At 59.5% G+C, this 25,944-nt stretch carries 25 protein-coding genes; 2 read left to right on the top strand and 23 right to left on the bottom strand.

The features are described 5' to 3' along the window. Positions 1–68 precede the first annotated feature (68 nt). The 7 genes from ACYZT8_RS15005 to argH all read right to left on the bottom strand — a co-directional run bounded on the left by ACYZT8_RS15005 (position 69) and on the right by argH (position 7,510). The gene (locus ACYZT8_RS15005) at positions 69–1,418 is read right to left on the bottom strand and encodes an MmgE/PrpD family protein (RefSeq protein WP_461982327.1); all 1,350 of its coding nucleotides are present in this window, start codon (positions 1,416–1,418) and stop codon (positions 69–71) included. Beyond that, positions 1,415–2,302 carry a polysaccharide deacetylase family protein gene (locus tag ACYZT8_RS15000; RefSeq protein ID WP_461982325.1) on the bottom strand — a complete coding sequence of 296 codons (888 nt, stop codon included), beginning with the start codon at positions 2,300–2,302 and terminating at the stop codon, positions 1,415–1,417. The genes ACYZT8_RS15005 and ACYZT8_RS15000 overlap by 4 nt, the downstream gene beginning before the upstream one ends. Next, complete coding sequence (locus ACYZT8_RS14995; RefSeq protein ID WP_461982323.1) at positions 2,295–3,143, bottom strand: polysaccharide deacetylase family protein; 849 nt, start codon at positions 3,141–3,143, stop codon at positions 2,295–2,297. Before ACYZT8_RS14995 ends, ACYZT8_RS15000 begins: the two co-directional genes overlap by 8 nt. A gap of 273 nt (positions 3,144–3,416) precedes the next feature. Beyond that, a complete protein-coding gene (locus ACYZT8_RS14990) occupies positions 3,417–4,241 on the bottom strand; it encodes an ABC transporter substrate-binding protein (RefSeq protein WP_461982321.1) in 825 nt (274 codons plus the stop codon). Between the two features lie 37 nt (positions 4,242–4,278). Continuing rightward, complete coding sequence (locus ACYZT8_RS14985; protein WP_461982319.1) at positions 4,279–5,043, bottom strand: amino acid ABC transporter ATP-binding protein; 765 nt, start codon at positions 5,041–5,043, stop codon at positions 4,279–4,281. Between the two features lie 10 nt (positions 5,044–5,053). Then, positions 5,054–5,932, bottom strand: coding sequence for an amino acid ABC transporter permease (locus tag ACYZT8_RS14980; protein WP_056745976.1), 879 nt, complete (start codon positions 5,930–5,932; stop codon positions 5,054–5,056). Positions 5,933–6,082: 150 nt separating this feature from the next. Continuing rightward, the gene (gene argH, locus ACYZT8_RS14975) at positions 6,083–7,510 is read right to left on the bottom strand and encodes an argininosuccinate lyase (RefSeq protein WP_461982316.1); all 1,428 of its coding nucleotides are present in this window, start codon (positions 7,508–7,510) and stop codon (positions 6,083–6,085) included. Positions 7,511–7,805: 295 nt separating this feature from the next. Here argH and ACYZT8_RS14970 point away from each other — a divergent pair, with 295 nt between their 5' ends. Then, complete coding sequence (locus ACYZT8_RS14970) at positions 7,806–8,771, top strand: LysR family transcriptional regulator (RefSeq protein WP_461982314.1); 966 nt, start codon at positions 7,806–7,808, stop codon at positions 8,769–8,771. Positions 8,772–9,024: 253 nt separating this feature from the next. Here ACYZT8_RS14970 and ACYZT8_RS14965 read toward each other — a convergent pair whose 3' ends face one another. The 12 genes from ACYZT8_RS14965 to arnB all read right to left on the bottom strand — a co-directional run bounded on the left by ACYZT8_RS14965 (position 9,025) and on the right by arnB (position 20,195). Further along, positions 9,025–9,330, bottom strand: a complete 306-nt coding sequence (locus ACYZT8_RS14965; protein WP_461982312.1) for a hypothetical protein — start codon at positions 9,328–9,330, stop codon at positions 9,025–9,027. Continuing rightward, the gene (locus ACYZT8_RS14960) at positions 9,327–10,040 is read right to left on the bottom strand and encodes a DUF4225 domain-containing protein (protein WP_461982310.1); all 714 of its coding nucleotides are present in this window, start codon (positions 10,038–10,040) and stop codon (positions 9,327–9,329) included. Before ACYZT8_RS14960 ends, ACYZT8_RS14965 begins: the two co-directional genes overlap by 4 nt. Next, positions 10,028–10,522 (bottom strand): Hcp family type VI secretion system effector, encoded by a 495-nt coding sequence (locus tag ACYZT8_RS14955; RefSeq protein WP_461982308.1) that lies wholly within the window; start codon positions 10,520–10,522, stop codon positions 10,028–10,030. The genes ACYZT8_RS14960 and ACYZT8_RS14955 overlap by 13 nt, the downstream gene beginning before the upstream one ends. A 169-nt stretch (positions 10,523–10,691) precedes the next feature. Beyond that, positions 10,692–11,207 carry a GNAT family N-acetyltransferase gene (locus ACYZT8_RS14950; protein ID WP_461982306.1) on the bottom strand — a complete coding sequence of 172 codons (516 nt, stop codon included), beginning with the start codon at positions 11,205–11,207 and terminating at the stop codon, positions 10,692–10,694. A gap of 190 nt (positions 11,208–11,397) precedes the next feature. Then, a complete protein-coding gene (locus tag ACYZT8_RS14945) occupies positions 11,398–12,777 on the bottom strand; it encodes a UDP-glucose dehydrogenase family protein (RefSeq protein ID WP_461982304.1) in 1,380 nt (459 codons plus the stop codon). Next, positions 12,774–13,175 (bottom strand): 4-amino-4-deoxy-L-arabinose-phosphoundecaprenol flippase subunit ArnF, encoded by a 402-nt coding sequence (gene arnF / locus ACYZT8_RS14940; RefSeq protein WP_461982302.1) that lies wholly within the window; start codon positions 13,173–13,175, stop codon positions 12,774–12,776. The genes ACYZT8_RS14945 and arnF overlap by 4 nt, the downstream gene beginning before the upstream one ends. Beyond that, positions 13,172–13,516 (bottom strand): 4-amino-4-deoxy-L-arabinose-phosphoundecaprenol flippase subunit ArnE, encoded by a 345-nt coding sequence (arnE, locus tag ACYZT8_RS14935; protein WP_461982300.1) that lies wholly within the window; start codon positions 13,514–13,516, stop codon positions 13,172–13,174. Before arnE ends, arnF begins: the two co-directional genes overlap by 4 nt. Further along, positions 13,513–15,162, bottom strand: coding sequence for a lipid IV(A) 4-amino-4-deoxy-L-arabinosyltransferase (arnT, locus tag ACYZT8_RS14930; protein WP_461982298.1), 1,650 nt, complete (start codon positions 15,160–15,162; stop codon positions 13,513–13,515). The genes arnE and arnT overlap by 4 nt, the downstream gene beginning before the upstream one ends. Further along, a complete protein-coding gene (gene arnD / locus ACYZT8_RS14925; protein ID WP_461982296.1) occupies positions 15,159–16,043 on the bottom strand; it encodes a 4-deoxy-4-formamido-L-arabinose-phosphoundecaprenol deformylase in 885 nt (294 codons plus the stop codon). Before arnD ends, arnT begins: the two co-directional genes overlap by 4 nt. Beyond that, entirely contained in the window at positions 16,043–18,034 is a 1,992-nt protein-coding gene (gene arnA, locus ACYZT8_RS14920; protein WP_461982294.1) for a bifunctional UDP-4-amino-4-deoxy-L-arabinose formyltransferase/UDP-glucuronic acid oxidase ArnA, read from the bottom strand. Before arnA ends, arnD begins: the two co-directional genes overlap by 1 nt. Beyond that, entirely contained in the window at positions 18,031–19,050 is a 1,020-nt protein-coding gene (gene arnC, locus ACYZT8_RS14915) for an undecaprenyl-phosphate 4-deoxy-4-formamido-L-arabinose transferase (protein ID WP_461982292.1), read from the bottom strand. Before arnC ends, arnA begins: the two co-directional genes overlap by 4 nt. Then, the gene (gene arnB / locus ACYZT8_RS14910; protein WP_461982290.1) at positions 19,047–20,195 is read right to left on the bottom strand and encodes a UDP-4-amino-4-deoxy-L-arabinose aminotransferase; all 1,149 of its coding nucleotides are present in this window, start codon (positions 20,193–20,195) and stop codon (positions 19,047–19,049) included. Before arnB ends, arnC begins: the two co-directional genes overlap by 4 nt. A 400-nt stretch (positions 20,196–20,595) precedes the next feature. On the opposite strand from arnB, the gene ACYZT8_RS14905 reads away from it, so the two are divergent. Then, a complete protein-coding gene (locus tag ACYZT8_RS14905) occupies positions 20,596–21,486 on the top strand; it encodes a site-specific integrase (RefSeq protein WP_010460071.1) in 891 nt (296 codons plus the stop codon). A gap of 3 nt (positions 21,487–21,489) precedes the next feature. On the opposite strand, the gene ACYZT8_RS14900 is transcribed toward ACYZT8_RS14905, so the two are convergent. The 4 genes from ACYZT8_RS14900 to ACYZT8_RS14885 form a co-directional block, all read right to left on the bottom strand. Beyond that, a complete protein-coding gene (locus ACYZT8_RS14900; RefSeq protein WP_461982288.1) occupies positions 21,490–22,560 on the bottom strand; it encodes an ABC transporter ATP-binding protein in 1,071 nt (356 codons plus the stop codon). After that, on the bottom strand, positions 22,557–24,155 hold the full coding sequence (locus tag ACYZT8_RS14895) for an ABC transporter permease (protein ID WP_461982286.1): 1,599 nt from the start codon (positions 24,153–24,155) through the stop codon (positions 22,557–22,559). The genes ACYZT8_RS14900 and ACYZT8_RS14895 overlap by 4 nt, the downstream gene beginning before the upstream one ends. Positions 24,156–24,158: 3 nt before the next feature. Next, positions 24,159–25,172: an iron ABC transporter substrate-binding protein gene (locus ACYZT8_RS14890; protein ID WP_461982284.1), complete on the bottom strand. Its 1,014-nt coding sequence runs from the start codon at positions 25,170–25,172 to the stop codon at positions 24,159–24,161. 207 nt (positions 25,173–25,379) lie between these two features. After that, the gene (locus ACYZT8_RS14885) at positions 25,380–25,940 is read right to left on the bottom strand and encodes a PqiC family protein (protein ID WP_461982282.1); all 561 of its coding nucleotides are present in this window, start codon (positions 25,938–25,940) and stop codon (positions 25,380–25,382) included. Positions 25,941–25,944 lie beyond the last annotated feature (4 nt).

The raw sequence follows: 25,944 nt of genomic DNA, 5'->3' as shown, positions 1-25,944 counted from the left end.
TTATTTAGATGTTGTAGTGTTCGACGCGGGACCGAGTCGCGACGGGGGCGTCAATGGAAATACAGGTTTCAAGTCAGCCACCGATCCAGAGAGCGAACCGACTCCAGCTCATCCAATCGCCACAACTGTTCGAGCAATTCCCCAGCCTGCGCCCGCGGCATCACCCGCATCGCCAGGCTGAAAAACTTCGCCTCCAGCGCCTCATCACTCAACGGATTCCCCGGAGCGCCCAAAGGCACCTCAACACAAAGGCTCACGCGCCGACCGTCCACGGTCCGCACGCTGATAACGGGCTCGCCATCCTCTGACAGTTGCGGATCCACTTCAAGACGAATGCGCGACATCCAGTGAGCAATCCGCGGATCGCTCCGTTGTGTCTCGTCATAAGCCTCCAGCCGGCAATGACCATGCACCAGCCGGGCGGAGAGGGCATATGGCAAACTCATCTGCGCCGCCGCCAGTGTGCTGACATCCTGACCGCCGCACATGTCTTGCAGAAACCCGCACAGCGAGACTTCGATGTCTTCAACTTGAGCGGTGTCGACCTGCAGTTGATCCAGCAGCAACCCCAACGCATCGATCGCCGAATGCGTCCCCCGGCACGCGGCGTAGGGCTTGATCGAACAGCGGGCGAGCTTCCACACGACGCCCAGATCCGCATCGAGCGCGCTCGGGTCTGAAGCCACGCCGGCCAGGGTTCTGAGAAAACCGCCCCAGACATCCTCAAACAACTTCTTCGGACCGCTGATGCCTTGTTGCGCAAACCGCGCCGCGAGCAATCCACCTTCAGCCGCGCGACCGCTGTGCAGCTTTTTACTCTGCGAGCCATCGTGAATGAAGGCCCACAAACCACCGCTGAAACTTCCAGCGATGCCCAGCGCCGACACGGTTTGCGCGGCGTCCAGTCCGAGAATTCGCGCACTGGCCGCCGCGGCGCCGAACACCCCGCAGGTCGCGGTCGAATGCCAGCCAGCGCCGTTGTGCGCCGAGTAACCGCCGCAGGCTTCAAGCACGCGACGGCTGACTTCGTAGCCAATCACCACGGCAGTAATCAACTCGCGACCGTTGACCGGTTCCGTCTGCATCGAAACGGCGGCCATGACCGCCGGCAGCACCACCGCGCCGGAGTGATCGCAGCCACCGGTATCGTCCAGTTCCAGGGCATGGGCGGCGATGCCGTTGAGTATCGCCGCCTGAGCTGCACCGACGCGCAGGTCGGTGCCCCAGACCAAGGTGTCGCCGGCTTCACCTGCAAATATCTGACGTGCCTGTTTCGCCACTTCGCTGTCGGCCCCGGCCAGGGTCACGCCGAAGGTGTCGAGAACGTGCCGCTTGGCTTGCGCCACCAAGGCCGGCGGCAAGTCTTCAAAACGGGTGTCGACGCAGAACTGCGCCAGGCGCTGCATGCGTTCAGTCATACGAGGTAATCCCGATAATGCCTTTCATACACCGATGCCGGGTGATCCTCGGTCACGGGTGCTGCCGAAACCGTACACCATTGCGCGACTTCACCGGCCGTGGCGATCCACACGTCATCGTGCTGCTGGATGCCTTGAAGCAATTCGCGCAACACGCCAATCCGTCCCGGCGTGGCGATGATTTCCGGGTGCAGGCGCAGCACGTAACACAGACCAAAGCGGTGAAACCCGGCGAAGTCCATTTGCAGATTGCCCAGGGTGTGGCTGTAAGAGGCGATGCGCGATTGCGCCGGGGGCACCGCCGGGCTGAGGTTGAAGGCGAAGTAGGGCTCGTCTTCCAGTTCGTAGTGCAGCGGCACCTCGATGATTTCGGGAGCCGTGGGGTGAGCGAAGGGCAAATCATCACCGCGCCACGACGAAGACCAGCGAATGCCTTGATCCCTCAACGCTTCGATGAAGCCCGGCGCACCGTTGCCAGCAGGGAGGCGAAACCCGGTCGGACGCTGGCCGGTCAACGCCGTCAGCGCCTCGCATCCCTTGGCGATCTCGGCGCTTTGTTCAGCGAGATCGAGCAGGTCGTAGTTCTGATGGCGATAACCTGCGCAGGCAATCTCATGCCCGCCGGCCTGAATCGCCCGAATGTGCTCCGGGTTTTCCTCGGCGACGATACCCGGGATGCACCAGCTGCTTTTTACGCCGAGTTCGGCGAACAGATCGAGCAAACGGTCGACGCCGCGCTGGGTGCCGTAACGCCAGACCGACAGCGTCTTGTCGCGCCCGGCGACTTCCGGCGCTTGAGTCAGGATGCCGTGGATGTCGTTGTAATCGACGGTCAGGACCACGGCGCAGCGATAACCTTTGGGCCAGACAGTGGAATCAGCCATGGTGATGCTCCTTGAGCCACCACTGGGCGACATCGCGGCAGGTGGCAAACCACACGTCGTTGCGCTGACGCATGTGTTCGAAGAGTTTTTCCAGCAGCAGGATGCGCCCGGGTTTGCCGGTGATCTTGGGGTGGAACAAGGTGGTCAGGCACAGGCCTTCGTTCATCGCGCCGTCGAACTCGCGGCACCAGTTGTCCAGCGTCAATGCGTAGCTGGCCGTGCGGTCCAGTCCGGAAGGGAAGTCCGGCGCACGGGTGTAGGCGAGGGAGGCGTAGTCGTCCATTTCCCAGCGGCCGGGGATTTCCACCAGCGGCGTTTCATGGCCCGGTACTTTCACCAGGTACGGCCGGTCATCGCCACGCATGCTGCTGGAATAGGTCACGCCCGCTTCCACCAGCATCGCCGGTGTCTCGGCCCGCCAGTCGCCGGACGGGGTGCGGAAACCTTCGGCGCGGATGTTCAAGTGCTTCCAGAACACCTCGCGGGATTTTTTCATCACGTCCTTTTGCTGTTCCAGCGTCAGGGCGTAAAAGGATTCGTGTTTGTAGCCGTGATACGCCACCTCATGCCCGCGCTCGACAATCGCCTGGCACTGTTTCGGCCAGTTTTCCACGACCCAGGCCGGGACGAAAAACGTCGTCGGGATCCGGTATTCGTCGAGCAGATCGAGGATGCGTGGCAAGGCCCGGTAAGGACCGTAACCACCGAAACCGAAGTATTCGGGTTTGCGCCAGATCGAGCCATTGAGCATGGCATCGCCGGTCGGGCCATCGAGGTCGAAGGCCAGGGCGAGGCAGGCCTTGTGCGGGGCGGGCCAGGTGGGTTGGGGCGAGGAGGACATCAGTGGCTCTCCAACTATTCATAAGTAAACACCGGACCCTGTGGGAGCGGGCTTGCCCGCGATGACGGCTGCACGTTCAACATTGATGTTGCCTGTCAACCCGCCATCGCGGGCAAGCCCGCTCCCACAGGTTTTTCGGTTAGCCACTAAATTGTGATCAACCGCGATCCAGTGTAGGAGTGAGCCTGCTCGCGATAGCGGTGTGTCATTCAACATCAATGCTGACTGGCATGGCCTCATCGCGAGCAGGCTCGCTCCTACAGTGGGTGATGCTTATTTCCCGGCGTTAATGGTCACGGTTTTGATCGCGCCCAGTTCCAGGTCCCATTTCTTCAGGATTGCCTGATAGCTGCCGTCATCCACCATGCTTTGCAACGCGACTTTCAGCGCTTCACTCAACTCAGGCTTTTTCTTGCTCACGCCCAGCCCGGTGAACTGCGAAGAGATCGGCAGGCCCACGGTCTTGTACATGTCCTTTTCCTGGGTCTTGAGGTAAGGCAGGGTCTCGCTTCCCTGCATCGCCGCGTCGATACGGCTCTGACGCAGTTGGGCGCGGGCATCGGCCGAGCCTTCGGTGCCGACGACCACGATGGCCGGTTTGCCGGCCGCTTCGCAGTTGGCCTTGCTGTATTCAGCGATTTCCGCCGGGAAGGTGGTGCGGCGGCTGGTGCCGACTTTCTTGCCGCACAGGTCGGTGATCTCGTTGAAATCCTTGTTCTTCTGCAAGGTGTAGAACTGCGGGCCGCTGGTGAAGTAGTCGACGAAGGTCACGCTGGCCTGGCGTTCGGCGGTGTCGGTCATGCCTGACATCACCATGTCCACACGGTCAGTGGTCAGCGCGTTGATCATTTGCTCGAAACCGGTTTCCTGCCATTTGATCTTCACGCCCAGACGCTCGGCCAGGGCATTGCCCAGGTCTACGTCGAGCCCTGTGAGGGTATTGGTGGCCGGGTCCTTGAAATCCATCGGCGGGTAGTTCGGCATGATCGCTACCACGACCTCACCTTTCTCCTTGATGCTGGTCGGAAGCTCAGCGGCGAAGGTGAAGCCGCAAGACATAACGCTGGCGAGTACTGCTGGAATTACGAAGTTCTTCATGGTCGTTCTCTTATGAGTGTTGTTACGCCAACGGCGCTTAGGTTCGAACGGCAGAAATGAAGCTTTGGGTGCGCGGGTTTTGCGGACTTATTAGTATTTCTTCGGGGCTTCCAGCCTCCACGATCTGCCCGCCGTCCATGAACACCATGCGGTTGGAAACTTCGCGAGCGAAGCCCAGTTCATGGGTGACGACGATCATGGTCATGCCGGTTTGCGCGAGATCGCGCATCACCGACAGCACCTCACCGACCAGTTCCGGGTCGAGTGCCGAAGTGGGTTCATCGAACAGCATCAGCTTGGGACGCATGGCCAGGGCACGGGCAATGGCGACGCGTTGTTGCTGACCACCCGAGAGTTCTATCGGGTAGCTGTCGCGCTTGTCGGCCAGGCCGACGCGGGCGAGCAGTTCCAGGGCTTCTTCGTGCGCCTCTTTGGGCGAACGCTTGAGCACCTGGCACGGCCCTTCGGTGATGTTTTGCAGCACGGTCATGTGCGGAAAAAGGTTGAATCGCTGGAACACCATGCCGGTGGACAGGCGTTGACGGGCGATCTGCGACTCGTTGAGTTCGTGCAGTTTGTTGCCGACGACCCGGTAGCCCACCAGTTCGCCGTCGACCCAGAGGCCGCCCTTGTCGATCTTTTCCAGCTGGTTGACGCACCGCAGCAAAGTACTTTTGCCGGAGCCCGACGGGCCGATGATGCACAGCACTTCGCCTTGCTCGACCTCGATGTTGATGTCCTTGAGGGCGTGGAACTGGTCGTAGTACTTGTTCAGGCTCACGGCCTTGACGATGTTTCTCATGTTGGGCTCCTCAAGAACGCTTGCCGGCGCCGCGAGCGAATCGACGCTCCAGACGACTTTGACCAAAGGACAGCACGGTGACCGTCGCCAGGTACCAGATACCCGCGACGATGAGCAGCTCCATCACCCGGGCGTTGGCGTAGTAGATGTTCTGGGCGTTGTAGAGCAGTTCCGAGTACTGGATGACGCTCGCCAGCGAGGTCATTTTCACCATGCCGATGAATTCGTTGCCGACCGGCGGAATGATCACCCGCATGGCTTGGGGCAAGATGATCCGGCGCAGCGCTTGCAGGCGCGGCATGCCGATCGACTTGGCTGCTTCGTACTGACCGGTATCCACAGAGAGCAAGCCAGCACGCACCACTTCGGCGGTGTAGGCGCCCTGGTTGATGCTCAAGCCGAGCAGGGCCGCCACGAACGGCGTCATCAGGCTCACCGTGTCCATTTCGAACAGGCCGGGGATGCCGATGGTGGGGAAGATCAGCGCCAGGTTGAACCACAACAGCAGTTGCAGGATCAGTGGCGTGCCGCGAAACAGCCAGGTGTAGGTCACCGCCACGTAGCGCAGGATCGGGTTGGCCGACATGCGCATGATCGCGGTGATCACCCCGAAGACGATGCCCAGTGCCATCGCCAGCACGGCCATGACGATGGTGTTGAGCAAGCCCCACATGATCGCTTGCGAGGTGAGGAACTGGCCAATGTACGACCACTCGATCTTGCCTTCGGCGAAGGCCCGTACCAGCCCGAGAATCGCAATAACGATGACGGTGGCGAAGAAAATCCGCCCGTAATAACGCCGTGGCACGTGGTGGTACTGGGTGATATCGAACTGGTTTTCCGCCAGTTTTCGCTCCGACTGGAGTCGTTCTGCCTGAGTCTGGCTCATGTTGTTTCTCCGAACTGTTCTTTCAAATCCAACACAGATCCTTGTGGGAGCTAGCCTGTTAGCGATTGCGATGTGTCAATCAGCGAATGGTTGTCAGACAGAGCCAAATCGCTAGCAGGCTAGCTCCCACAGGGTTATGCGTGGCGGCCGTTAGAGACGGAAACCCTGATAGTTCTCGGTCCATTGCTGCTGGGCGGCGAGAGCGGTTTTCAAGCGGCCGATCTGCTCGCGCACCTGTTGCGGCGCCGTACCGCCCCAACCACTGCGCGCAGCGATGGCAGCTTCGAGGGTCAGGCTGTCGCGCACTTCTGCGGTCAGGCGTGGATCGATCTCGGCCAGCAGCGCCGGGGACGCTTCCCACAATTCAATGTCGTGTTTCTCGCAGGCCTGGACCAGCGCACCGGTGATTTCGTGCGCTTCCTTGAACGGCACGCCACGCATGGCCAGCCAGTCGGCGACTTCGGTGGCCAGGGTGAAACCGAGCGGGGCCTGACGACGCAGCTCTTCAACGTTGACCTTCATGGTCGCGACCATCCCGGCCATGGCCGGCAGCACCAGCAGCAAGGTGTCGACGCTGTCGAGCACTCCGTTCTTGTCTTCGCTCAAGTCGCGGTTGTACGACAGCGGCAGGGATTTCAACGTAGACAACAAACCGGTGAGGTTGCCGATCAGCCGGCCAGCCTTGCCCCGGGCGAGTTCGGCAATGTCCGGGTTCTTCTTCTGCGGCATGATCGAGCTGCCGGTGGCGTAGGCATCGTCCAGTGCGACCCAGCGAAATTGCCGCGACGACCACAGGCAGAATTCTTCGGCGAGGCGGGAAATGTTGATCCCCAGCATGCTGGCGATGAACAGGAACTCGGCGACGTGGTCGCGGCTGGCCACGGCATCGATGGAGTTTTCGCAGACGCCGCTGTAGCCCATTTCCTTGGCGGACTGCTGCGGCAGGCGAGCTATCGCAGAACCGGCCATGGCCGCCGCGCCCAGTGGCGATAGGGAAGTGCGATTGTCCCAGTCCACCAGGCGTTGCACGTCACGCAGCATCGATTGCGCATGAGCCAGCAAGTGGTGAGCGAAGACGATGGGCTGGGCCTGTTGCAAGTGAGTAAAGCCCGGGCAGATGCTCTCGATGTGTTGCTCGGCCTGATCCACCAGCGCTTGTTGCAAGGCCAGCACCTCGACGGCCAGGGTGCGCACGTGATCGCGCAGGAACAGACGCAGGTCGTTGGCGGTCTGGTCGTTACGCGAACGACCGGCGCGCAGCTTGCCGCCGAGGGCGCCGAGGCGTTCGGTCAGCAGGCGCTCGATGAAGGTGTGGACGTCTTCGTCATCCAGGGTCGGCGCGATGCTGCCGGCGCGGAAGTCATCACCGATGCGCGCCAAGGCGTCGAGCATGGTCTGGGTTTCCTGCTCGCTCAACAGCCCGGCGCGTTGCAGTTCACGGGCATGCGCCTTGGAACCGGCGAGGTCATACGGGGTGAGGCGAAAGTAGCGCTCGGGGCAACGGGACAAGGCCGCCAGGGCTTCGGATGGGCCGCTTTTGAAGCGTGCACCCCAGAGACGGTCGGTGGTTTGAGACATTGTTGTTTTCCTCGTCGGTAAAGCGAACTGAAATCGATGTGCAGAGCCGGGAACACCCGCCAGAAATGATTCAGGCGTGGTTCGGCCAAGCAGTTTTCAAGAGGGCAGTTGCGAAAGGGCGAGAGCTGATCGAAGTGTCAGCTTTTAATAGTTCGAAATCAGTGAGTTGGCACTGAAGTACGGGGATTATTAGCGGTTGCCAAGCCTGGTTTTCTGTGTTCATTATTATTTACCAGCACTATTTTTGTTGTTGGACACAGAGTGTTGAATAGGGCGCCAGAGGTAAATAAGCATTATGGAAACCCCACTTTCCAATTCCGGAAACCCGCCGCTGAAAACGGTGCAACGCGCGCCGCTGGCCCTCAGTGGCCTGGATTTCAAACTGCTCAAAGTGTTCAAGGCCGTGGTCGAGGCCGGGGGCTTCAGTGCCGCCCAGAACGAGCTGAATGTGGGGCTGGCGGCAATCAGCAAACAGATCTCAGACCTTGAGATTCGCATCGGCATGCGCCTGTGCACCCGCGGTCGGGAAGGCTTTCACCTGACCGAAGAAGGCAGTCTGGTGTACCAGGCGTCCATCGATCTGTTTGCCTCTGTCGATAACTTTCGCGATCGGCTTAGTTCGGCGCAGAATGAACTTGTTGGTGATCTGGGTGTGGGGGTTATTGATAACACTCTCACGGATAAAAGTTCACCTTTAGTTGCCGCGCTTAAACGAATAAATGAAGAGTCACCGAAGGTGCGTTTCCAACTTCAAGCCTCGCAACTGGATGAAGTGGAAAGAGGTGTGGTGGAAGGTCGCTTGGTGGCGGGTATTGTGCCGGTATATCAGCGCCGGGAAGAGTTTGATTACTTCGTCCTGTACGAGGAGCGCTCCGAAGCCTACTGCGCTGTCGGACACCCGTTGTTCGAGGTGCCCGACGAACAACTCGGAGGAGATGTGCTCAAGCAGTACGAGTGGGTCAATCACCGTTACGCAATCCACCGGGACAAGCTCAATTTCGCCGCCTACAACAGCTTTTCCGCCTCCGCCACCCAGGTCGAAGCCGTGGCGCTACTCATCAAGACTGGACGTTTCCTCGGGTTTCTCCCACAGCATTACGCCGCCACCATGGTCGTCCAAGGGCAACTGCGAGCGCTGCGTCCGACATCGATTCACTTCGACACGCCATTCAATTTGATCCTGCGTCATAACACCGTGCGCAGTCCGTTGGTGAAGGCGTTTGCTCAGGCGTTGAAGGTTGATTTGAGGGTGGGTGGTTAACGTCAATCGTGATGAAGGCAGGGTAGGATTAACCCTGCTTACGCAGTATAAAATTGTTATTCGGCTTCAAATTTTTCAAGTTCCTTGTACCCAAGCTTGAAACAATAAAACAATACAACAGCAAAACAAATGCCTCCGACCACTCTAAATGTTTCAACTTCCATTTCAAGGAAGTAATTCAGCGCTAACAGAATCCATGCCGTGTGAAAGGCCGCGCATGAAATAATAAAAAACGATCTAATTATCGCCGCTATTATTTTTTCGAGAACCAAAATTTAACCTCGTATTTTACAGGTAGCGAGAATGAATGAAGAAGAATGCTGGCAAACGCAATCCAGCCAATAAATGGATTATCTGAAACTATGTCCGGGCGATAACCTAAAACTGGGAATTTGTTATTTTCGACAATGTCTATATAAGGAATTACAAATAATGCATTTAACACCAGCCCCAAGCAGAGTCTGGTGTGATTCAGGTTGTCGCCGGACAGGTGTATCTTCAGGAAGTACGCCGTAGTTAGACCTAGAATCGCAATCAATGGAAAAATCCAGACTATCATTTTTCGATCTCCTGCAGTATTTGTTTTGTTGTCTGGTAGTTTGTAAGCGCCTCCAAGGCTCGTGATGCAGGTCCCATATTTTTATAGGAGCGCGCATAATCCGTTTTTATATATCTAAATAGTCGCCATGCATCTGGCTTTAAAGTATTCCTAAAAAGCCCAAAAACTGACGTGGCGATATCAGCGGTTGCGTAAGCGATATTGCCCTCCCTCTCAGACTGGCCGAGTCCTTTTGCTATCGATTGATAAACTTTGCGGGTTGGCCCCTGCGTATCAGTGCGATCCTCCAAAAGGTTACGCCCGTTCTCATAAATATTATTCACACCGTGGAGCATCATGGAGCCGCCAAAAACAAGGCATAACGTGCCTCCTGATCCATAGCAAACCCCTGCTCCTGTCAAGATCTGAATTCCCCCAGCGACCACGCCCGCACCTTTCTTCGCTACTTCCCACGACTGGCTGAGCAAACTGTTTTGTTCGTTCTTTATTTCCTTCAATCCCTGATCAGCGCTCTTTCGCCCCTGCGCCACATCATTAACAATCCCCCTCGCGTAGTAAGACACCTCACGATTGAACTGCAACCGTAACGTCCCATCTTTGATATGGCGGGCAGACAGCGTGCAGGCCTGACTCGTCAAGTTACCCGCCGCTTTACTGACTGCCCAATAATCACAACTACCCGTTTCGCAGCGATCCTTTAGCTGTCCCATTCGTTATTCCCCCATGAACCGTGCCCACTCGTTCCCGCGAGATGGTGTCGCCATGTGATTTCGCGATAACGAATAGCAACGTGTTCTTGGGGTTCGACGTCGTTCTGTAAAACGACATGAGGCATATCAAGTGTCAGGTCGGCAATGATGCCGCCTTCGATTTCGACAGTGAAAAACTTCTCTTGAAAGCCATAGGCGGAAACACGATAGAAGCTGATTGCACAGCTAATCTCTTCTCTGCTTGAGAGCGCTTGAGCGAGTAACGGAGACCACTTATCGACATTTTTCGTGATAATGAGCGGGCTGTGTGTAGGCTTGTTGATATTTCCGATATTGGCCATGTTATGGCTGTACGAAAGCACCATGATCTCGTCGGTGTGTCCCGACTGACATTTATTGCCAATTGACTCTTGAGTTGAACAGCCTGCCGAGATCAGTCCTTGGGTTTTGCCTGTGATGGTCATGTAGCCGTGATTGGCCATGTAGGTGCCACTCCTTTCGTCGGAGGGGCACCTTATTGAAATCGCCGAAGCGCAGATGTAGGGGGTTTCCGAGTATCAGGTAGGATGTGGGTGTTTTTATTTGTTTGATGCAATCACCGTGAGCATCAGTCCAGAGCCACGGCGCGGGTTTTCGTCATGAAAGGCTCGATCAAAGCCTGAAACGCATCGCACACCGCCGCTCACCGGGTAAACCGTGGACGATTTCATCCTTCAATACGGTGGTGACACGTGGGCTGATTTCAGCCGGGCTCAATGTTTCAAAGCCCATACGCTGATAAAACGCTTCATTCCATGGCAATTCGCGAAACGTGGTCAGGGTCAGACCATGGAGTTCTCGATCCCGGGCACATTCAATGGCCGCTAACAGCAACTTCCGCCCAGCGCCGCGGCCCTGAAAGTGTTGGCTGACGGACAGTTCCTGAATATGCAGTTCGTTGTCGACTTCAACCGCACTGATAAATCCCGCCAGTACGCCATCGGCCGATTGTGCCACCCAAACATCGTCCGTCTCGATCATCTGTTGATGGTGTTTGGCTCCAGGCACCGCAGCATCCGCGAGCCACGCCAGTGATGGGTCACAACGAAACAGCCCAGCCGCTGAACGCTCGATGGCGGGGAGGGCTGTGGCGTCGGAAAATTGGGCACGACGAACAATGAAATTCATGCGCGAGACTGTAGCAGCTGTCGGGCCTGCGAGGCTGCGTTCGGCTGCGAAGCAGTCGTGAAATCAGCCAGCGCGGTGTTTCAGGTGTACTGCACGCGCTGGTTTTACGACGACTTCGTCGCCGAACGCAGCCTCGCGTTGCTCGGCAGCTGCTACAAGGGATTGATGTGCGCCAGTCCCCAGTATCAAATCAAGCAACAACCTGAGCCGCCGGCCATTGCTGATGCGGTATCGGCAGTTTGCGCGATTCCCCACGGCCCATCGGGAAGTACAGGAACCCATTGCGGGCGAGGCGGTCGGCGTCGTACAGGTTGCGCCCGTCGAAGATCACCGGCGCCTTCAGCCGTTGCTGGATCAGGTTGAAATCCGGGGCCTTGAACTGCTGCCATTCGGTGCAAATGATCAGCGCATCGGCACCGGCCAGTACCGATTCCGGCGTGCCCATCAGCATCAGCTTCGACTCGTCGGGATACAGATGCTGGGTTTCCTGCATGGCTTCCGGATCGAACGCTCGCACGCTGGCGCCGGCCGCCCACAACGATTCCAGCAGGACCCGGCTCGGCGCATCACGCATGTCATCGGTGTTGGGCTTGAAGGCCAGCCCCCACACGGCAAACGTCTTGCCGCGCAAATCGCCCTTGTAGAACGCATTGATGCGCTCGAACAGCTTGTGCTTCTGCCGCTGATTGATCGCCTCCACCGCTTGCAGCAGGTCGCTGGAGCAGTGCGCCTCTTCGGCGCTGTGGATCAGCGCCCGCATGTCTTTCGGGAAACACGAGCCGCCATAACCGCAGCCGGGATAGATGAAGTGATAGCCGATGCGCGAATCGGCACCGATGCCCAGACGCACCGATTCGATGTCGGCCCCCAGGTGTTCGGCCAGCTCGGCGATCTGGTTGATGAAGCTGATCTTGGTCGCCAGCATGCAATTGGCGGCGTATTTGGTCAGTTCGGCGCTGCGCAGGTCCATGAACATGATGCGGTCGTGGTTGCGGTTGAACGGCGCGTAAAGGTCGCGCATCACGTCGCGCACGTCATCGCTTTCGCAGCCAATGACGATACGGTCAGGGCGCCGGCAGTCCGCCACGGCGGAACCTTCTTTGAGAAACTCGGGGTTGGAGACGATCTCGAACTGCAGCAAGCGGCCGACCTTGATCAGGCACTTGTCGATATGCGCGCGCAAGGTGTCGCCCGTGCCCACCGGCACCGTGGATTTCTCCACCAGAATCACCGGTTGCTCACGATGCCGCGCCACCGCTTCGCCCACTGACAGCACGTAACGCAGGTCCGCCGAGCCATCGTCCCGGGACGGTGTACCCACCGCGATAAACAACACCTGACCATGCTGCACCGCGAGTTTTTCGTCGGTGGTGAATTGCAGCCGCTTGGCTTCCAGGCTTTCACGCACCAGGCTGGCCAGCCCCGGTTCGAAAATGCTCACGTGGCCTTGTTGCAGCAACTCCACTTTCTTCTCGTCAATGTCCATGCAGACCACGTCGTGGCCGACTTCAGCCAGGACGGCGGCTTGCACCAGGCCAACATAACCGCTACCAAATACACTGATTTTCATGAGGCACTCCTGAGTTCGGGCGCGCGAGCTGGACGGGTGTTGATGGTGATGACCCCGAGCATGACCAGGGCCACCCCGAGGGTTTTTGAAAGGCTGAACGTTTCGTGGAACTGCGGCAGGCTGGCAGCCAGCAGGTACACCAGCGCGTAGCTGATGCTCAGCAGCGAATAGGCCCGGCCCAGAGGCATATCCCGCAGGGCGCCAAGCCAGCAAAACATTGAAAGGGCGTAGGCCAGAACCGCGCCCAGCACCACAGCAACCGCCGTCGGATCGATACTGGAAGTCAGCAAGTGTTCGGGCGACGGCAGGCGCGTCATGCTCCAGCGCATGCCCAACTGCGCCGCGCTGCCGAGCAGCACGCTGCCCATGGCGAAGGTGATTCCGCGACGCAGGCTCATGCGTGTTGCCCCAGCAACATCACGCCGCCAATCACCAGCGCCACGCCCAGCCAGTGCTGGCGGTCGATGGGTTCGTGGAAGACAAAACGGGCGATCAGCGTGATGAGCACGAAATTCAGGCTCAGCATCGGGTAGGCGATGCCGACTTCAAGGCGTTGCAACACCAGTAGCCAGACCAGCAAGCCCAACCCCAACGCCGCGAGCGCCAGCCACAACCACGGCGAGCGCAGTTTCTCGCCCCAGGCCGACGGCTTCGCGCGCCAACTTTCGACGGCGTACTTCTGGGCGATCTGGCCCAGGCAGGTCAGCAGGCACGCGGCCAACAACAGAAACAGGCTCATGACGCACCCTGAGGAAAGATCAGAATCACCAGATTGCCTTGTTCATAGCGTTTGCCATCCTTGGGCAGGCGTTCGATTTCTTGCAGCTCGTCGTCACCCTTGACCCGCATCACCACGCCGACCGAGCCGTTCAGGCGGGCCTTGCGCATCCACTGTTGAACCTGATCGGGATCGACGCGCTGCTGCACCGAGTCAGGATAAGCAAGGCCATATTTCAGTTCGCCTATCGTGTTGTACAACGCCACGTCCGGGCGTTTCAGGCGCCAGGACAGGGCGGCCGCGGCGCCGAGATCGTTGCTCAGCAGTCGGTCGGTCTGGCCGAGTTCCTGGGCATGCTCGAGGATGAATTGATCGGGCATCTTGTTGGCCACCACCGAATCGGGCAGCCCGGCGGGCACCAGAGCAATTAGCAGCAGACTGCCGAATGCCGGTGCGGCCCAGCATTGCAGCGGTCTGAAGGCTTGCAGCAGGTTGGCCATGATCCAGCCGATCAGACCGATGAACACCAGCACCAGGTTGTGCAGTTCGTGGTCGTACAGCGGCTTTTTCAGTTGCAGATAGACCAGGGCGAGCAGGGTGGTCAGGCCCAACAGCAAGTTCAGCAAGCCATTGATGCCCAGGACCCGGCCTTGCTCCAGCTTGAGCCGCTCGTCCAGGGCATGGCCCAGCAGCAAGGCCAATGGCAGCAGGCAGGGCAAAATGTAGCTCGGCAATTTGCCGTTGCTCAGGCTGAAAAACAGCAGCGGCATCAACAACCACAGCAGCAGAAAACCGATGCTGGTCTGGCGCCGGGTTTTCCACGCCTGCTGAAGGGCTGACGGCAGTAACGCCACCCACGGCAGACTGAACGCCACCAGCAACGGCAAATAGAACCACCACGGCGCGTCATGCTGGGCGTCGTCACCGGCAAAGCGGCGAACGTGTTCGTGCCAGAAGAAGAATCGCCAGTAATCGGGTTCCTGCGAATGAACCGCCAGCGCCCACGGCAGACTCACCGCGATGGCCACGACAATCGCCACCGGGCCGTAGATCAGCAGCTCACGCCAGCGTTTTTGCCACGCCATGAAAGGCAGGGCGATCAGCACCGGCAGCAACCAGGCGAGGAAACCCTTGGTCAGGAACCCCATGCCGCAAGCCAGTCCCAGCACCGCCCAACCGATCAGGCGCGGGCCACGTCGGACACTGTCCAGCGCAAACCACAGACCGACCACGCTCAGATTGACCCAGAAGGTGAATTGCGGATCGAGATTGGCGTAACCGGCCTGGCCCGCAATCACCGTGAAACTCATGTACAGCAGCGCACAGGCAAAGCTCTTGCGCGGCTCGTTCCACAGTCGACGGGCGATCAGGAAGCACAGCAACACGCTCAGCCCGGTGCACAGGGCCGAGGCAAAGCGCACACCAAACAGGTTCTGGCCAAACAGTGCCTGGCCGGCGGCAATCATCCAGTAACCCGCTGCCGGTTTTTCGAAATAGCGCACGTTCATGAAGTGCGGCGACACCCAGTCACCACTCAGCAACATGCCCTGGCTGATCTGCGCGTAGCGGGTTTCGTCAGGGATCCATAAGCCATGGCTGGCCAATGGCAACAGGTACGCCAGCACGACAATCCCCAGCAGCAACGCCAATGCCCAGCGTTTACTCATGCGCCTTGCACTCCCAGCCAGCCTTCGCGGCCTTCGAGAGTGCCACGCACGACACGGCCCGTTGGCAAGGTGCCCGGGGCATCGGGCAGCAAATCGCCCAAGGGGTTGAAGCAGATGCCACGCTGGCGCGCATCGGCCAGCAGTCGGCGGAAATCGTTGGCCATCAGAATCCCTTCTACTTCGGCGTGGATCGTGTAGACGTTGAGTTTTTCAGGGGTGAATCGATCGAGAATGAACCCGTTGAAGTCCTTGGCCGCGACCGTTGGGCCCACCACTTCATCGAAGGTCGGCAGGTCCACCGGAATCTGCGGCGCCCCCAACCCACCCCCGGCCAGGGTCGGCTGGAACAGGCTTTGGCCGCGACAATCGCTGTTGTAGCGGAAGCCGAACGCCTGCTTGGCCTCGATCACTCGCTCGTCCGCGCGCCAACCGGCCGACGCCGAGCACTGGATTTTTTGCCCAAGGATGTCGCTGAGGGTGTCCACGCCTTGGCGGATCTGTTCGATCAGATGCGCGTCGCTCCAACGCCCGGCATTGGCCTGCCAGCCATGGTGATCCCAGGCGTGCAGGCCGACTTCATGGCCGGCATCCCGGGCCTGACGCATCAGATGCCCGAGGTCGCGACCAATGGGTTTGCCCGGCCACGCAGTGCCGGCCAGCAGAATGTCCCAGCCATACAGGCCGGCCGCATTGGAACGCAGCATTTTCCAGAGAAACTGCGGGCGGATCAGGCGCCACAGATGGCGCCCCATGTTGTCCGGCCCGACGCTGAAGAAAAACGTCGCCTTGACCTGCGCTTCATCGAGGATTTCCAGCAGCCGGGGCACCCCCTCACGGGTGCCCCGGTACGTGTCGACATCGATTCGAAGGCCTGCCTGCATCAGCATCGGTCCGTTTGTTCGAGCATGGCTTCACGCAGGAAGAAATCCAGGGTGTTGCCGATGGTCTCGCTCATCTCCACCGTAGGCGTCCAGTCCAGCAGACGCTTGGCGTTGTCGATGCTCGGTTTGCGGTGGGACACGTCCTGATACCCGGTGCCGTAGAACGCCTTGCTTTCCACGTCGCGGAAACCGGCGAACGGCGGGAAGTTGCCCCGCAGCGGATGCGCTTCGAACTGACTCAACAGCTCTTCGCCCAACTGCCGAATGCTGGCCTCGTTGTCCGGGTTGCCGATGTTGATGATCTGGCCATTGCAGGCATCGTTGTCGTTGTCGATGATCCGGGCCAGCGCTTCGACGCCGTCGGCGATGTCAGTAAAGCAGCGTTTCTGCTCGCCGCCGTCGAACAAGCGAATCGGCGTGCCTTCCACCAGGTTGAGGATCAACTGAGTGATCGCCCGGGAGCTGCCGATCCGCGCCGAGTCCAGACGGTCCAGGCGCGGGCCCATCCAGTTGAAAGGACGGAACAGCGTGAAGTTCAGGCCTTTCTGGCCGTACGCCCAGATCACCCGGTCGAGCAATTGCTTGGAGATCGAATAGATCCAGCGCTGTTTGTTGATCGGCCCGACGACAAGGTTGGAGGTGTCTTCGTCGAAGTTCTGGTCCTGGCACATGCCATACACTTCGGAGGTCGACGGGAAGATCACGCGCTTGTTGAATTTGACGCAGTAACGCACCAGTTTCAGGTTCTCTTCGAAGTCCAGCTCGAACACCCGCAGCGGGTTGCGGGTGTATTCGATTGGCGTGGCAATCGCTACCAGCGGCAGGATCACGTCGCACTTCTTGATGTGGTACTCGATCCACTCGGAGTGAATGCTGATATCGCCTTCGACGAAGTGGAAACGCGGATGGCTGCGCAAGCGGTCGATAGCGTCGGAACCGATGTCGAGTCCGTACACCTCGTACTTGTCGTCACGCAACAGGCGCTCGGACAAGTGATTGCCGATGAAACCGTTGACGCCCAGGATCAGCACGCGAGTACGGCGCGGAGCGCGGCCGGTCTCGGCACCACGCAATTCCGAACCCTCGACCAGCCCCAATTCATTGGCCAGTTGCGGACCGCTCAGGTACAAGCCGTTGTCGTTGCGCTGGCCGGCGTTGATCACCAGAGAGTCTTCGCCACAGGCGATGCGCAGCGGATCGACGCTGATGACCCGGCCCGGTGCCTGGCCTTCATTGCCCTTGACGACTTCGGCGCTCCAGACAATCAGCTTGTGCTCACCGACGGCGCAGAACGCGCCCGGATACGGCTGTGTGACGGCACGCACCAGGTTAAACAGTTCTTCGGCGGGGCGCTTCCACACCAGTTTGCCGTCGGCCGGGGTGCGACGGCCAAACACTGTGGCTTTTGATTCGTCCTGCGGAGTTTCGCTGAGTTTGCCCTGAAGCAGCGCCGGCAAGGCATCGCGCAGCAGGTCGGTAGCAGCCACCCGCAACTTGCCGTGCAGGCTCAGCGCCGTGTCGCTGCGGTCAATGGCCACCCGTTGCTGGGCAAGAATGGCGCCGGCGTCGGCACGTTTGACCATGCGGTGCAGGGTCACGCCGGTTTCGGTTTCACCGTTGACCAGCACCCAATTGGCCGGCGCGCGACCTCGATAGAGGGGCAGCAACGAACCGTGCAGGTTGAACGCACCTTTGCCGGCCGTGGCCAACAGCGGTTCGCTCAGCAGATGACGGTAGTAGAACGAGAACAGGTAATCGGGATTGAGCTTGCTGATGCGCTCGATCCACAGCGGATGGTTGGCATCTTCCGGGGCGTGAACCGGGATGCCCTTGCTCGCGCACAGTTGCGCCACGGAGCCATAAAAGGCGTTTTCCTTCGGATCATCGGCGTGGGTAAACACCGCGGCGATATCAAAGCCCGAGTTAAGCAGGGTTTCGATCCCGGCACAGCCAATATCGTGATAGGCGAAGACAACAGCTTTTGCGCTCATGAGAGAACCTGATCGGAAGAAGTGGAAGTGAGGCCATCGACGATGACTACGGGAGCCGGCGTGGAAGGTTGGCTACGCAGGACCTTCTCGACGAAGAAGCGGGGACGGGCGCGGACGTCGCTGTACATGCGGCCCAGGTATTCGCCCAGCAGGCCCATGCCGATGAATTGCCCGCCGGTGAACACGAACAGCACTGCGAACAACACGAATGTGCCGTCGCCGGCCCAACTGGCGCCGAAGACCAGCCGCAGGACGATCAGCGCGGTGGCGAACGCCACACCGAGTCCGGCCATCGCAAAACCGACGATGCTCAGCAGGCGCAGCGGCGTGGTGGTCATGCAGGTGATCAGGTCGAACATCAGGTTGACCAGGCGCATGGGGCTGTACTTGGATTCGCCGTGTTCACGCTCGGCGTGCATCACCAGGATTTCCGTGGTGTGCCGGGCAAAGCTGTTGGCCAGGATCGGGATGAACGTGCTGCGTTCGCGGCAGGCGAGCATCGCGTCGACGATGCTGCGGCGGTAGGCGCGGAGCATGCAGCCGTAATCGCTCATGGCCACGCCGGTGGAGCGCTGTACGGCGAGGTTGATCAGCTTCGACGGCCAGCGGCGCAGCGCGGAGTCCTGGCGGTTGTTGCGCACCGTGGCGACCACGTCATAGCCAAGCTCGGCCTGCGCCACCAACCGAGGGATTTCTTCCGGCGGGTTTTGCAGATCGGCGTCGAGGGTGATCACCACGTCGCCTTTGCAGTGCTCGAAACCGGCCATGATTGCCGCGTGCTGGCCGTAGTTGCGGTTGAGAATGACCGCCACCACCGGACTGCACTCGCGATTGGCGGCGTCCTCGAGGATTTGCGCCGAGTTGTCACGGCTGCCGTCATCCACCAACACGATTTCGTAGTCATGGTGCAGCTGCCGGCACGCCGCTTCGGTGCGCCGCAGTAATTCGGGAAGGCTGTCTTGCTCGTTATAGACCGGGATAACGATCGATACGCAACGGATCGGATAGGGTTTCACAGGCTTCTGTCCAGGGTGTGTTCAATGGCATCGACAACGCGATTGACGTCATCGGTGGTCATGTCGGGGAACAACGGAATCGAGCACAGGCGCGCCGAGTTCCATTCGGTGTTGGGCAGGTAAAGGTTGGGAAAACGCTGGCGGTAGTACGTGTGCAGGTGCGTAGCGATGAAGTGAATGCCGGTGCCGATGTTCTGTTGCTGCAAGGCTTTCATGAACGCGTCACGGTCCAGCCCGCAGCGCTCGGCGTCGATGCGCAGGATGAACAGGTGCCAGGCGTGCCGCTGCGGGTAAACCGGAATGGCCAGCGGTTGCACCGTTGAACCTTCGAGCCGTTGCAGATAGGTACGCGCCAGCTCGGAGCGCTTGGCATTGATTGCATCCAGGCGCTCCAGCTGCACCAGGGCGATGGCGGCATTGATGTCGGCCAGGTTGTATTTGAAACCCGGCTCCATCACTTGCGCCTGAGGTCTACGGCCGTGGGTCATGCGGTCGTAGGCATCCACGCCCAGGCCGTGAAACTTGAGCATGCGCACCCGGTTGGCCAGCGCTTCGTCATCGCTGACGAACATCGCGCCTTCGGCGCAGGTCATGTTCTTGATCGCATGGAACGAGAAGATCGCCGTGCCTTTCGCCCCGACAGGCCGACCTTTGTAAAAGGTGCCTGCCGCATGGGCGGCGTCTTCGATAACGGGGATGCCGTGTTTGTCGGCCAAGGCGTAGAGCGGATCGAGGTCGAAGGCGGCACCGGCGTAATGCACTGGAATGATTGCCCGGGTGCGCGGCGTGATCGCCGCTTCAATGCTTGCCAGGTCGCTCATCAGCGTGTCGCGGTCTACGTCGACGAAGACCGGTCTGGCACCCAGCAGGCAAATCATGTTGACGGTGGACACCCACGTCTGGGACGGTGTAATGACTTCGTCGCCCGGACCGATTCCCAATGCCAGTAATGTGATGTGCATACCGCCGGTGGCCGAAGAAAGTGCAACCGCATGACGGCAGCCGACATAGTTGGCGAATTGTTCTTCGAGTTGCTGGTTTTTCGGCCCGGTAGTGATCCAGCCGGAGCGCAATACTTGCTCTACGGCAGCGATTTCTTCATCACCGATAGTGGGGCGGGAGAAGGGGAGAAAAGCCTCACTCATAAGAATCACCGGGCGAACGGCGTCCTTCAGCGAAATAGCCGAAAGAAGCGTGTTTTCAAGGGTTTAACCGCCGGAGCAGGAAGCCATCAATTGACTTTCCGGGCCATGACCGGCAGCGTAACGGCCCACAAGGGCTCGTCGGGTTGATTGAAGGTTATGCCCGATTTTGTGAAAGGAACATGAAAAACCGGTCGTTGAATCGTTTATCTGAAAGTCATACAGCCACTGTTCAGACTTCTGCCGTTTATCGCGATTTTCAGAAGAAACGTCCTACAGAAGTGTTCGCTTTATATGAAGAATGTTTCAATCCTTAGTTGTTTTTACTGAATTGTTTCCACTCAAGGCCGTTCGTTTGATTGACTTACCTGATACCGATCCTGTTGTTTCGAAAACCAACCCGATGACCGTTTACCTGGCCCGACTGGCGCCCTCCAGTCAGCTGACCATGCGTTACGTTTTGCAGGATGCGGCCGACCGTCTGGGTTTCGAAGACATGAACGTCGAGGAGATTCCCTGGCATCAACTCCAGCCCGACAATGTCATTGCGCTGGTCGCGGCCCTGCGTGAAGACGGATACGCACCGAATACCTCTTCGCTGTATGTCAACGCGGTGCGCGGGGTGATGAACGAGGCCTGGCGCATGAGCCTGATCAGTCAGGAACACTTGCTGAAAATGCGTTCGGTGAAGGGAATTGCCGGCACGCGGTTGTCTCAGGGCCGCAACCTCAGGCGCTCGCTGATTCAGGAAATGATGGCGGTGTGCGCCGCTGATCCGCGCCCCCAAGGGTTGAGAGATGCGGCGATCATCGGGATTTTGTACGGCTCGGGGATGCGCAAATCCGAGTCGGTAAACCTCGACCTGTCACAGGTGGATTTCAGCGAGCGCAGCTTGCGGGTCACCGCCAAGGGCAACAAGCAGTTGATCAAGTACGCGCCGGCCTGGGCCTTTGAAAAACTGCAGGCCTGGCTGGAACTGCGCCGTTCGCACCTGAAGGAAGGTGAAGTGGACGACCCGTTCCTGTTCAACCGTATCCGTCGTGGCAGCCACATCACCCGCGAGCGCATCACCAAACATGCGATCTATTACATCGCCCGGCAGCGCGGTGCGCAGGTCGGGGTGAAAATCATGCCGCATGATTTTCGGCGCTCGTTCATTACCCGGGTAATCGAAGAGCACGACCTGTCGATCGCGCAGAAGCTCGCCCATCACAGCAACATCCAGACCACGGCGAACTACGATGTGCGCGACGACAACGAGCGGCGTCGGGCGGTGGATCGCTTCGATCTTTGATGTTCACGGTTCGCTCAGCACATGAGCATGGCCAATGGTCGAGACATGAACCGCGCTACCGGCGGGGGGCGCGTACATGCCCGAACTGCGCACCATCAATGATCGGCCGTGCGGGTCGCCGGCGACGGTAGGCTGCAACTCCACGGTCAAGGTGCAGGTGTTGCCGCTGAAATCCCGTTCGGTCACCACGGCTCGGCACCCGGCGACTTCGGTCGGACTGGGCTGGATGCTGACCAATTGCAGTTGCTCGGGACGTAGCATGATCTGCGCCGATTTGTTGTTGCGGTGGTTGTTGACCGGTATCCGGCCCAAGTCGCAATGGGCCCAGCCGGCTTCGATCCGGGCGGGCATGACCACGGCGTCGCCGAGGAACAGCGCGGTTTGTTCGTCGTCGGGATAGCGGTATAGATCCAGCGGATGGCCCGACTGCACCAGCCGACCGTCGCGCATCACCGCCAGTTGATCGGCGAACGACAACGCTTCACTCTGGTCATGTGTGACCAGAATGGTGGTGACACCGGCGTCGCTCAGCAGGCGCGCGACCATTTTGCGCATGTCGCTGCGAAGGCCGGTATCGAGTGCCGAAAACGGTTCGTCGAGCAACATCAAGCGCGGCTGCTGCGCCAGGGCCCGGGCCAATGCCACACGCTGTTGCTGGCCGCCGGACAGCTCATGGGGCCAACGTTTGGCCATGCTTGAATCGAGGGCGACGCTGTCCATCAACTCGGCGACTCGCTGGTGTTTGGCCTCGCCCTTGGTCGAAAGCCCGAAACCGATATTGGCGGCCACGGTCATGTGCGGGAACAGAGCACCGTCCTGGGGGACATAGCCAATCAAACGCTGATGCGCCGGCACTTCATGGGTGTCGTCGACCAGCGTCTGGCCATTGAGCGACAGCTTGCCGGTGTCCGGGAATTCGAAGCCGGCGATCATCCGCAGCAACGTGGTTTTGCCGGACCCTGAAGGGCCGACGATCACCGTCCGGCTGCCGGTGGGCACCGACAGGCTGATGTTCTCCAGCGCTTGATGGGCGCCGTAGGATTTGTAGATTGCATCGAGTTCAAGAGCGTTCATCGGCCAGCCGTTCGTTTGGATTGGTGATAAAGAAGTCCGGTCAACGGAAGCGACAGCAAAATCATCAGCAAGGCATAGGGCGCCGCAGCGGCGTAGTCGATTTCGCTGGTCAGCGCCCAGAAACCGGTGGCCAGGGTGCGCGTGCCGTTGGGGGCGAGCAACAGCGTCGCGGTCAGCTCATTGGTGATCGCCAGAAACACCAGCGCAGCGCCGGCAGCAGCACCGGGCGCTGCGAGGCGCAGGGTGATCAGCCACAACGCCCGCGCAGGCGAGCGCCCGAGACTGCGCGCCATGTTCTCCAGTTCGATCGGTGCCTGCGCAATACCTGCACGCAAACTCACCAACGCACGGGGTAAAAACATCAGCAGGTACGCCAGCAACACCGTGACAGTGGTCTGGTAAATCGGCCGGGCGAAATGGATGGTGACGGTCACCAGGGCCAGGGCCACGACGATCCCGGGTAACGAACTGGTGATGTAGTTGCAGCTTTCCAGCAATCGTTGCAGCGGTCCTGGTGAGCGGATCGACAGCCAGGCAATCGGTATGGCGGCGCAGGTAGTGAGTACTGCGCCTGTAACCCCTAACAGCAGGGTTTGTTCCAATGCCGGCATCAGCTCGGCCAGGTCCCAGACTTGCGTGCCCCCCGCGATCAGCCATTTGCCCAAGGTGATCAGCGGCACACCCAGTGCCAGGGCGCAGGTGGTGATTTGCAGCATCAGTCCAAGCATGGTGGCTTGAGCGCCCAAGCGCACCAACCGTTGCTCACGGGCGCTGCCGGAGCCGACCCGGGCGTACCGTGCCGTACCTCGAGCGGCGGATTCGGCGGTCAGCATCACCAGGCAACACAGGGCAAGCACACTGGCCAGCATGTGGGCGGCGGGGCCGTTGAAGGTGGATTTGAACTGATCAAAGATCGCCGTGGTGAACGTGTCGAAGCGGATCATCGCGTACAGGCCATATTCGGCCAGCAGGTGCAGGCCCACCAGCAAGGCACCGCCACAAATGGCAAGGCGCAGCTGCGGCAACACCACGCGGAAAAAAATCGCCCTGGGTTTGAGCCCCAGGGATTCGGCCACATCTTCGATGGCCGGATCGAGCCGGCGCAGGGTGGCGGCAATGGGCAGGTACAGAAACGGAAAATAGGCGATCACCGAAACCAGCACTCCGGCAAACAGCCCGTGAATCGGTGGAACCAGGCTGACCCACGCGTAGCTGTGAACAAACGCCGGTACCGCCAGCGGCGCGGTGGCCAACAACGACCAGCCTCGTCGCCCCGGCAGGTTGGTGCGTTCTGTCAGCCAGGCCAGGGCCAGGCCAAGGGCAACGCACAGGGGAATCGTGATTACCACCAGCAACACGGTGTTGATCAGCAACTCACCGACCCGTGGGCGGAATACCAGTGGCACCAGCGTTGCCCAGCCGGTTTGTATCGACACGCCGATGACGAAGGCAATCGGCATCAGCGCCAGCAACGAAACCAGCACCGACAAACCGAGCACCCACGCGCCACCGCGACCGGCAAAGACGCCACGGGCGCGGCGTCGCAGGTTGTCGGGTATCGCCTCGGGGATACCCGTTGGCAGGGTTTCAGGCATCACTTAAAGCAGTCCCGCCTGAGTCATCAGCTCCACGGCTTTTTTGCTGTCGAGTTTTGAGGCATCGACCGCAGGGGCGTCGAGCTGCTGCAAAGGCACCAGTTTTGGATTGGATTGGGCGTTTTTGCCCACGGCGTATTCGAACGATTTGCCGGTCTTGAGAATGTCCTGGCCGTCCTTGCCAGTGATCCATTTCAGCAACGCCTGAGCCTGTTCCTTGTGTTGGCTGGACGCCAGAACGCCGCCTCCCGAGACGCTGACAAACGCACCGGGATCCTTGTGCTTGAAGTAGTGCAGGGCGGTGTTCTTGCTGTTTTCGCCAGTCTTGGCCTGATCGCCGAAGCTGTAATAGTGATAGATCACGCCGCTGTCGACCTGCCCGGCATTCACCGCTTTGAGCACCGAGCTGTTGCCGCGATAGGCGGTGAAGTTGGTTTTCATCCCCTTGAGCCACTCGAGCGTTGCCGTTTCACCCTTGAGTTCCAGCACGGCAGCGACGATCGCCTGGAAATCGGCACCGGCCGGCGAAGCGCCCCAGCGACCTTTCCAGTCTGGACCGGCGAGGTCCATCAGGGATTTTGGCAAGTCGGCTTCCGGCAGTTTGCTCGGGTTATAGACAAACACCGTGGAGCGCGCGGCGATCCCGACCCATTTGCCGTGGGCCGGACGATAAGCAGCATCGACTTGCTCCAGTGTGGCCGGCGCAACGGGTGCAAACAGCCCTGCGTTGTCCACCAGCACCATGGCCGGAGAGTTCTCGGTCAGGAACACATCGGCCGGTGAGGCGGCGCCTTCCTGCACGATCTGGTTCCCCATCTCGGTATCGTCGCCATTGCGCACGGTGACCTTGATCCCGGTTTCCTTGGTGAAACCCTCGACCCAGGCTTTAGTCAGGCTTTCGTGTTGAGCGTTGTAGACCACGATGCCGTCGGTGTCCGCTGCAAACACTTGTCCGGCGCTGAGCAGTGCGGTGACCAGCAAGGCCGTTTTGAGGAATGAAGGGGTAGGGGTGATCATTCTGTCGGCAGCTCCAGTTCTTTTTAGAAGGCATGCACGTCAATTCGCTGGCAAATCGATGCGAACCGTTTGCATGGTGCAAGTCGCAGGGAATGTAGAGCGCAAAATGAGAAAAAAACGTCAAAGAGACCGTTAATACATGTCATTTTCATTCAGATTAGCAGCACCTCGGCCCCCTGCCCGATGGATCTGAATCAAACGATGTCGTCATTGGCTGGATGGGCAGCCTTTCGATGTTCCACCGGCAGCCTGACTGATCGCAGCGGCCAGACGCTTCACGTTGTTCTGATGAGCTGCCACCAATTCATCAACGCTGGGCCCTGAAGGTGTCTGCAGCGTGCTGCGGCAGGTCACCAGCGTGGTATCGCTCTCGCCGAGGTTGCGCAGGCGCCATTTGACGTCGATCAATGCATATTGCCCTGGAATCGAGTCGAAGCGCTGCACATCCAGGCGCACCGACAGTTTGCGCGCAGGATTGCTGTTGACCAGTTGATCGACCATAGCGCTGCGCAATTCATCCACCAGACTGGCGGCCCACCATTCGGTTTCCAGAATCGCCAGGCCACTGTTGCCCTGGCGAATGACGATCTGTGGCCGATCAACCTGGGGCGGAACGCTGATGCCTTCAATCTGAATCTCCGCGGCACCGCTCCTGGAATTGGCGCTCACTTGCGCCGGAATCAGGGTGTGAAACTGGATCGGATCACTGCGGCAAGCGGTGAGCAGCAACAGCACGGTGACCAAGGTGATCTTCAGCGAAAAAGCCATGGGT

Source organism: Pseudomonas sp. LB3P93, assembly GCF_054898025.1.
The sequence above is the reverse complement of the archived record's forward strand: the minus strand, read 5'-3'. Positions and strand labels throughout refer to the sequence as shown.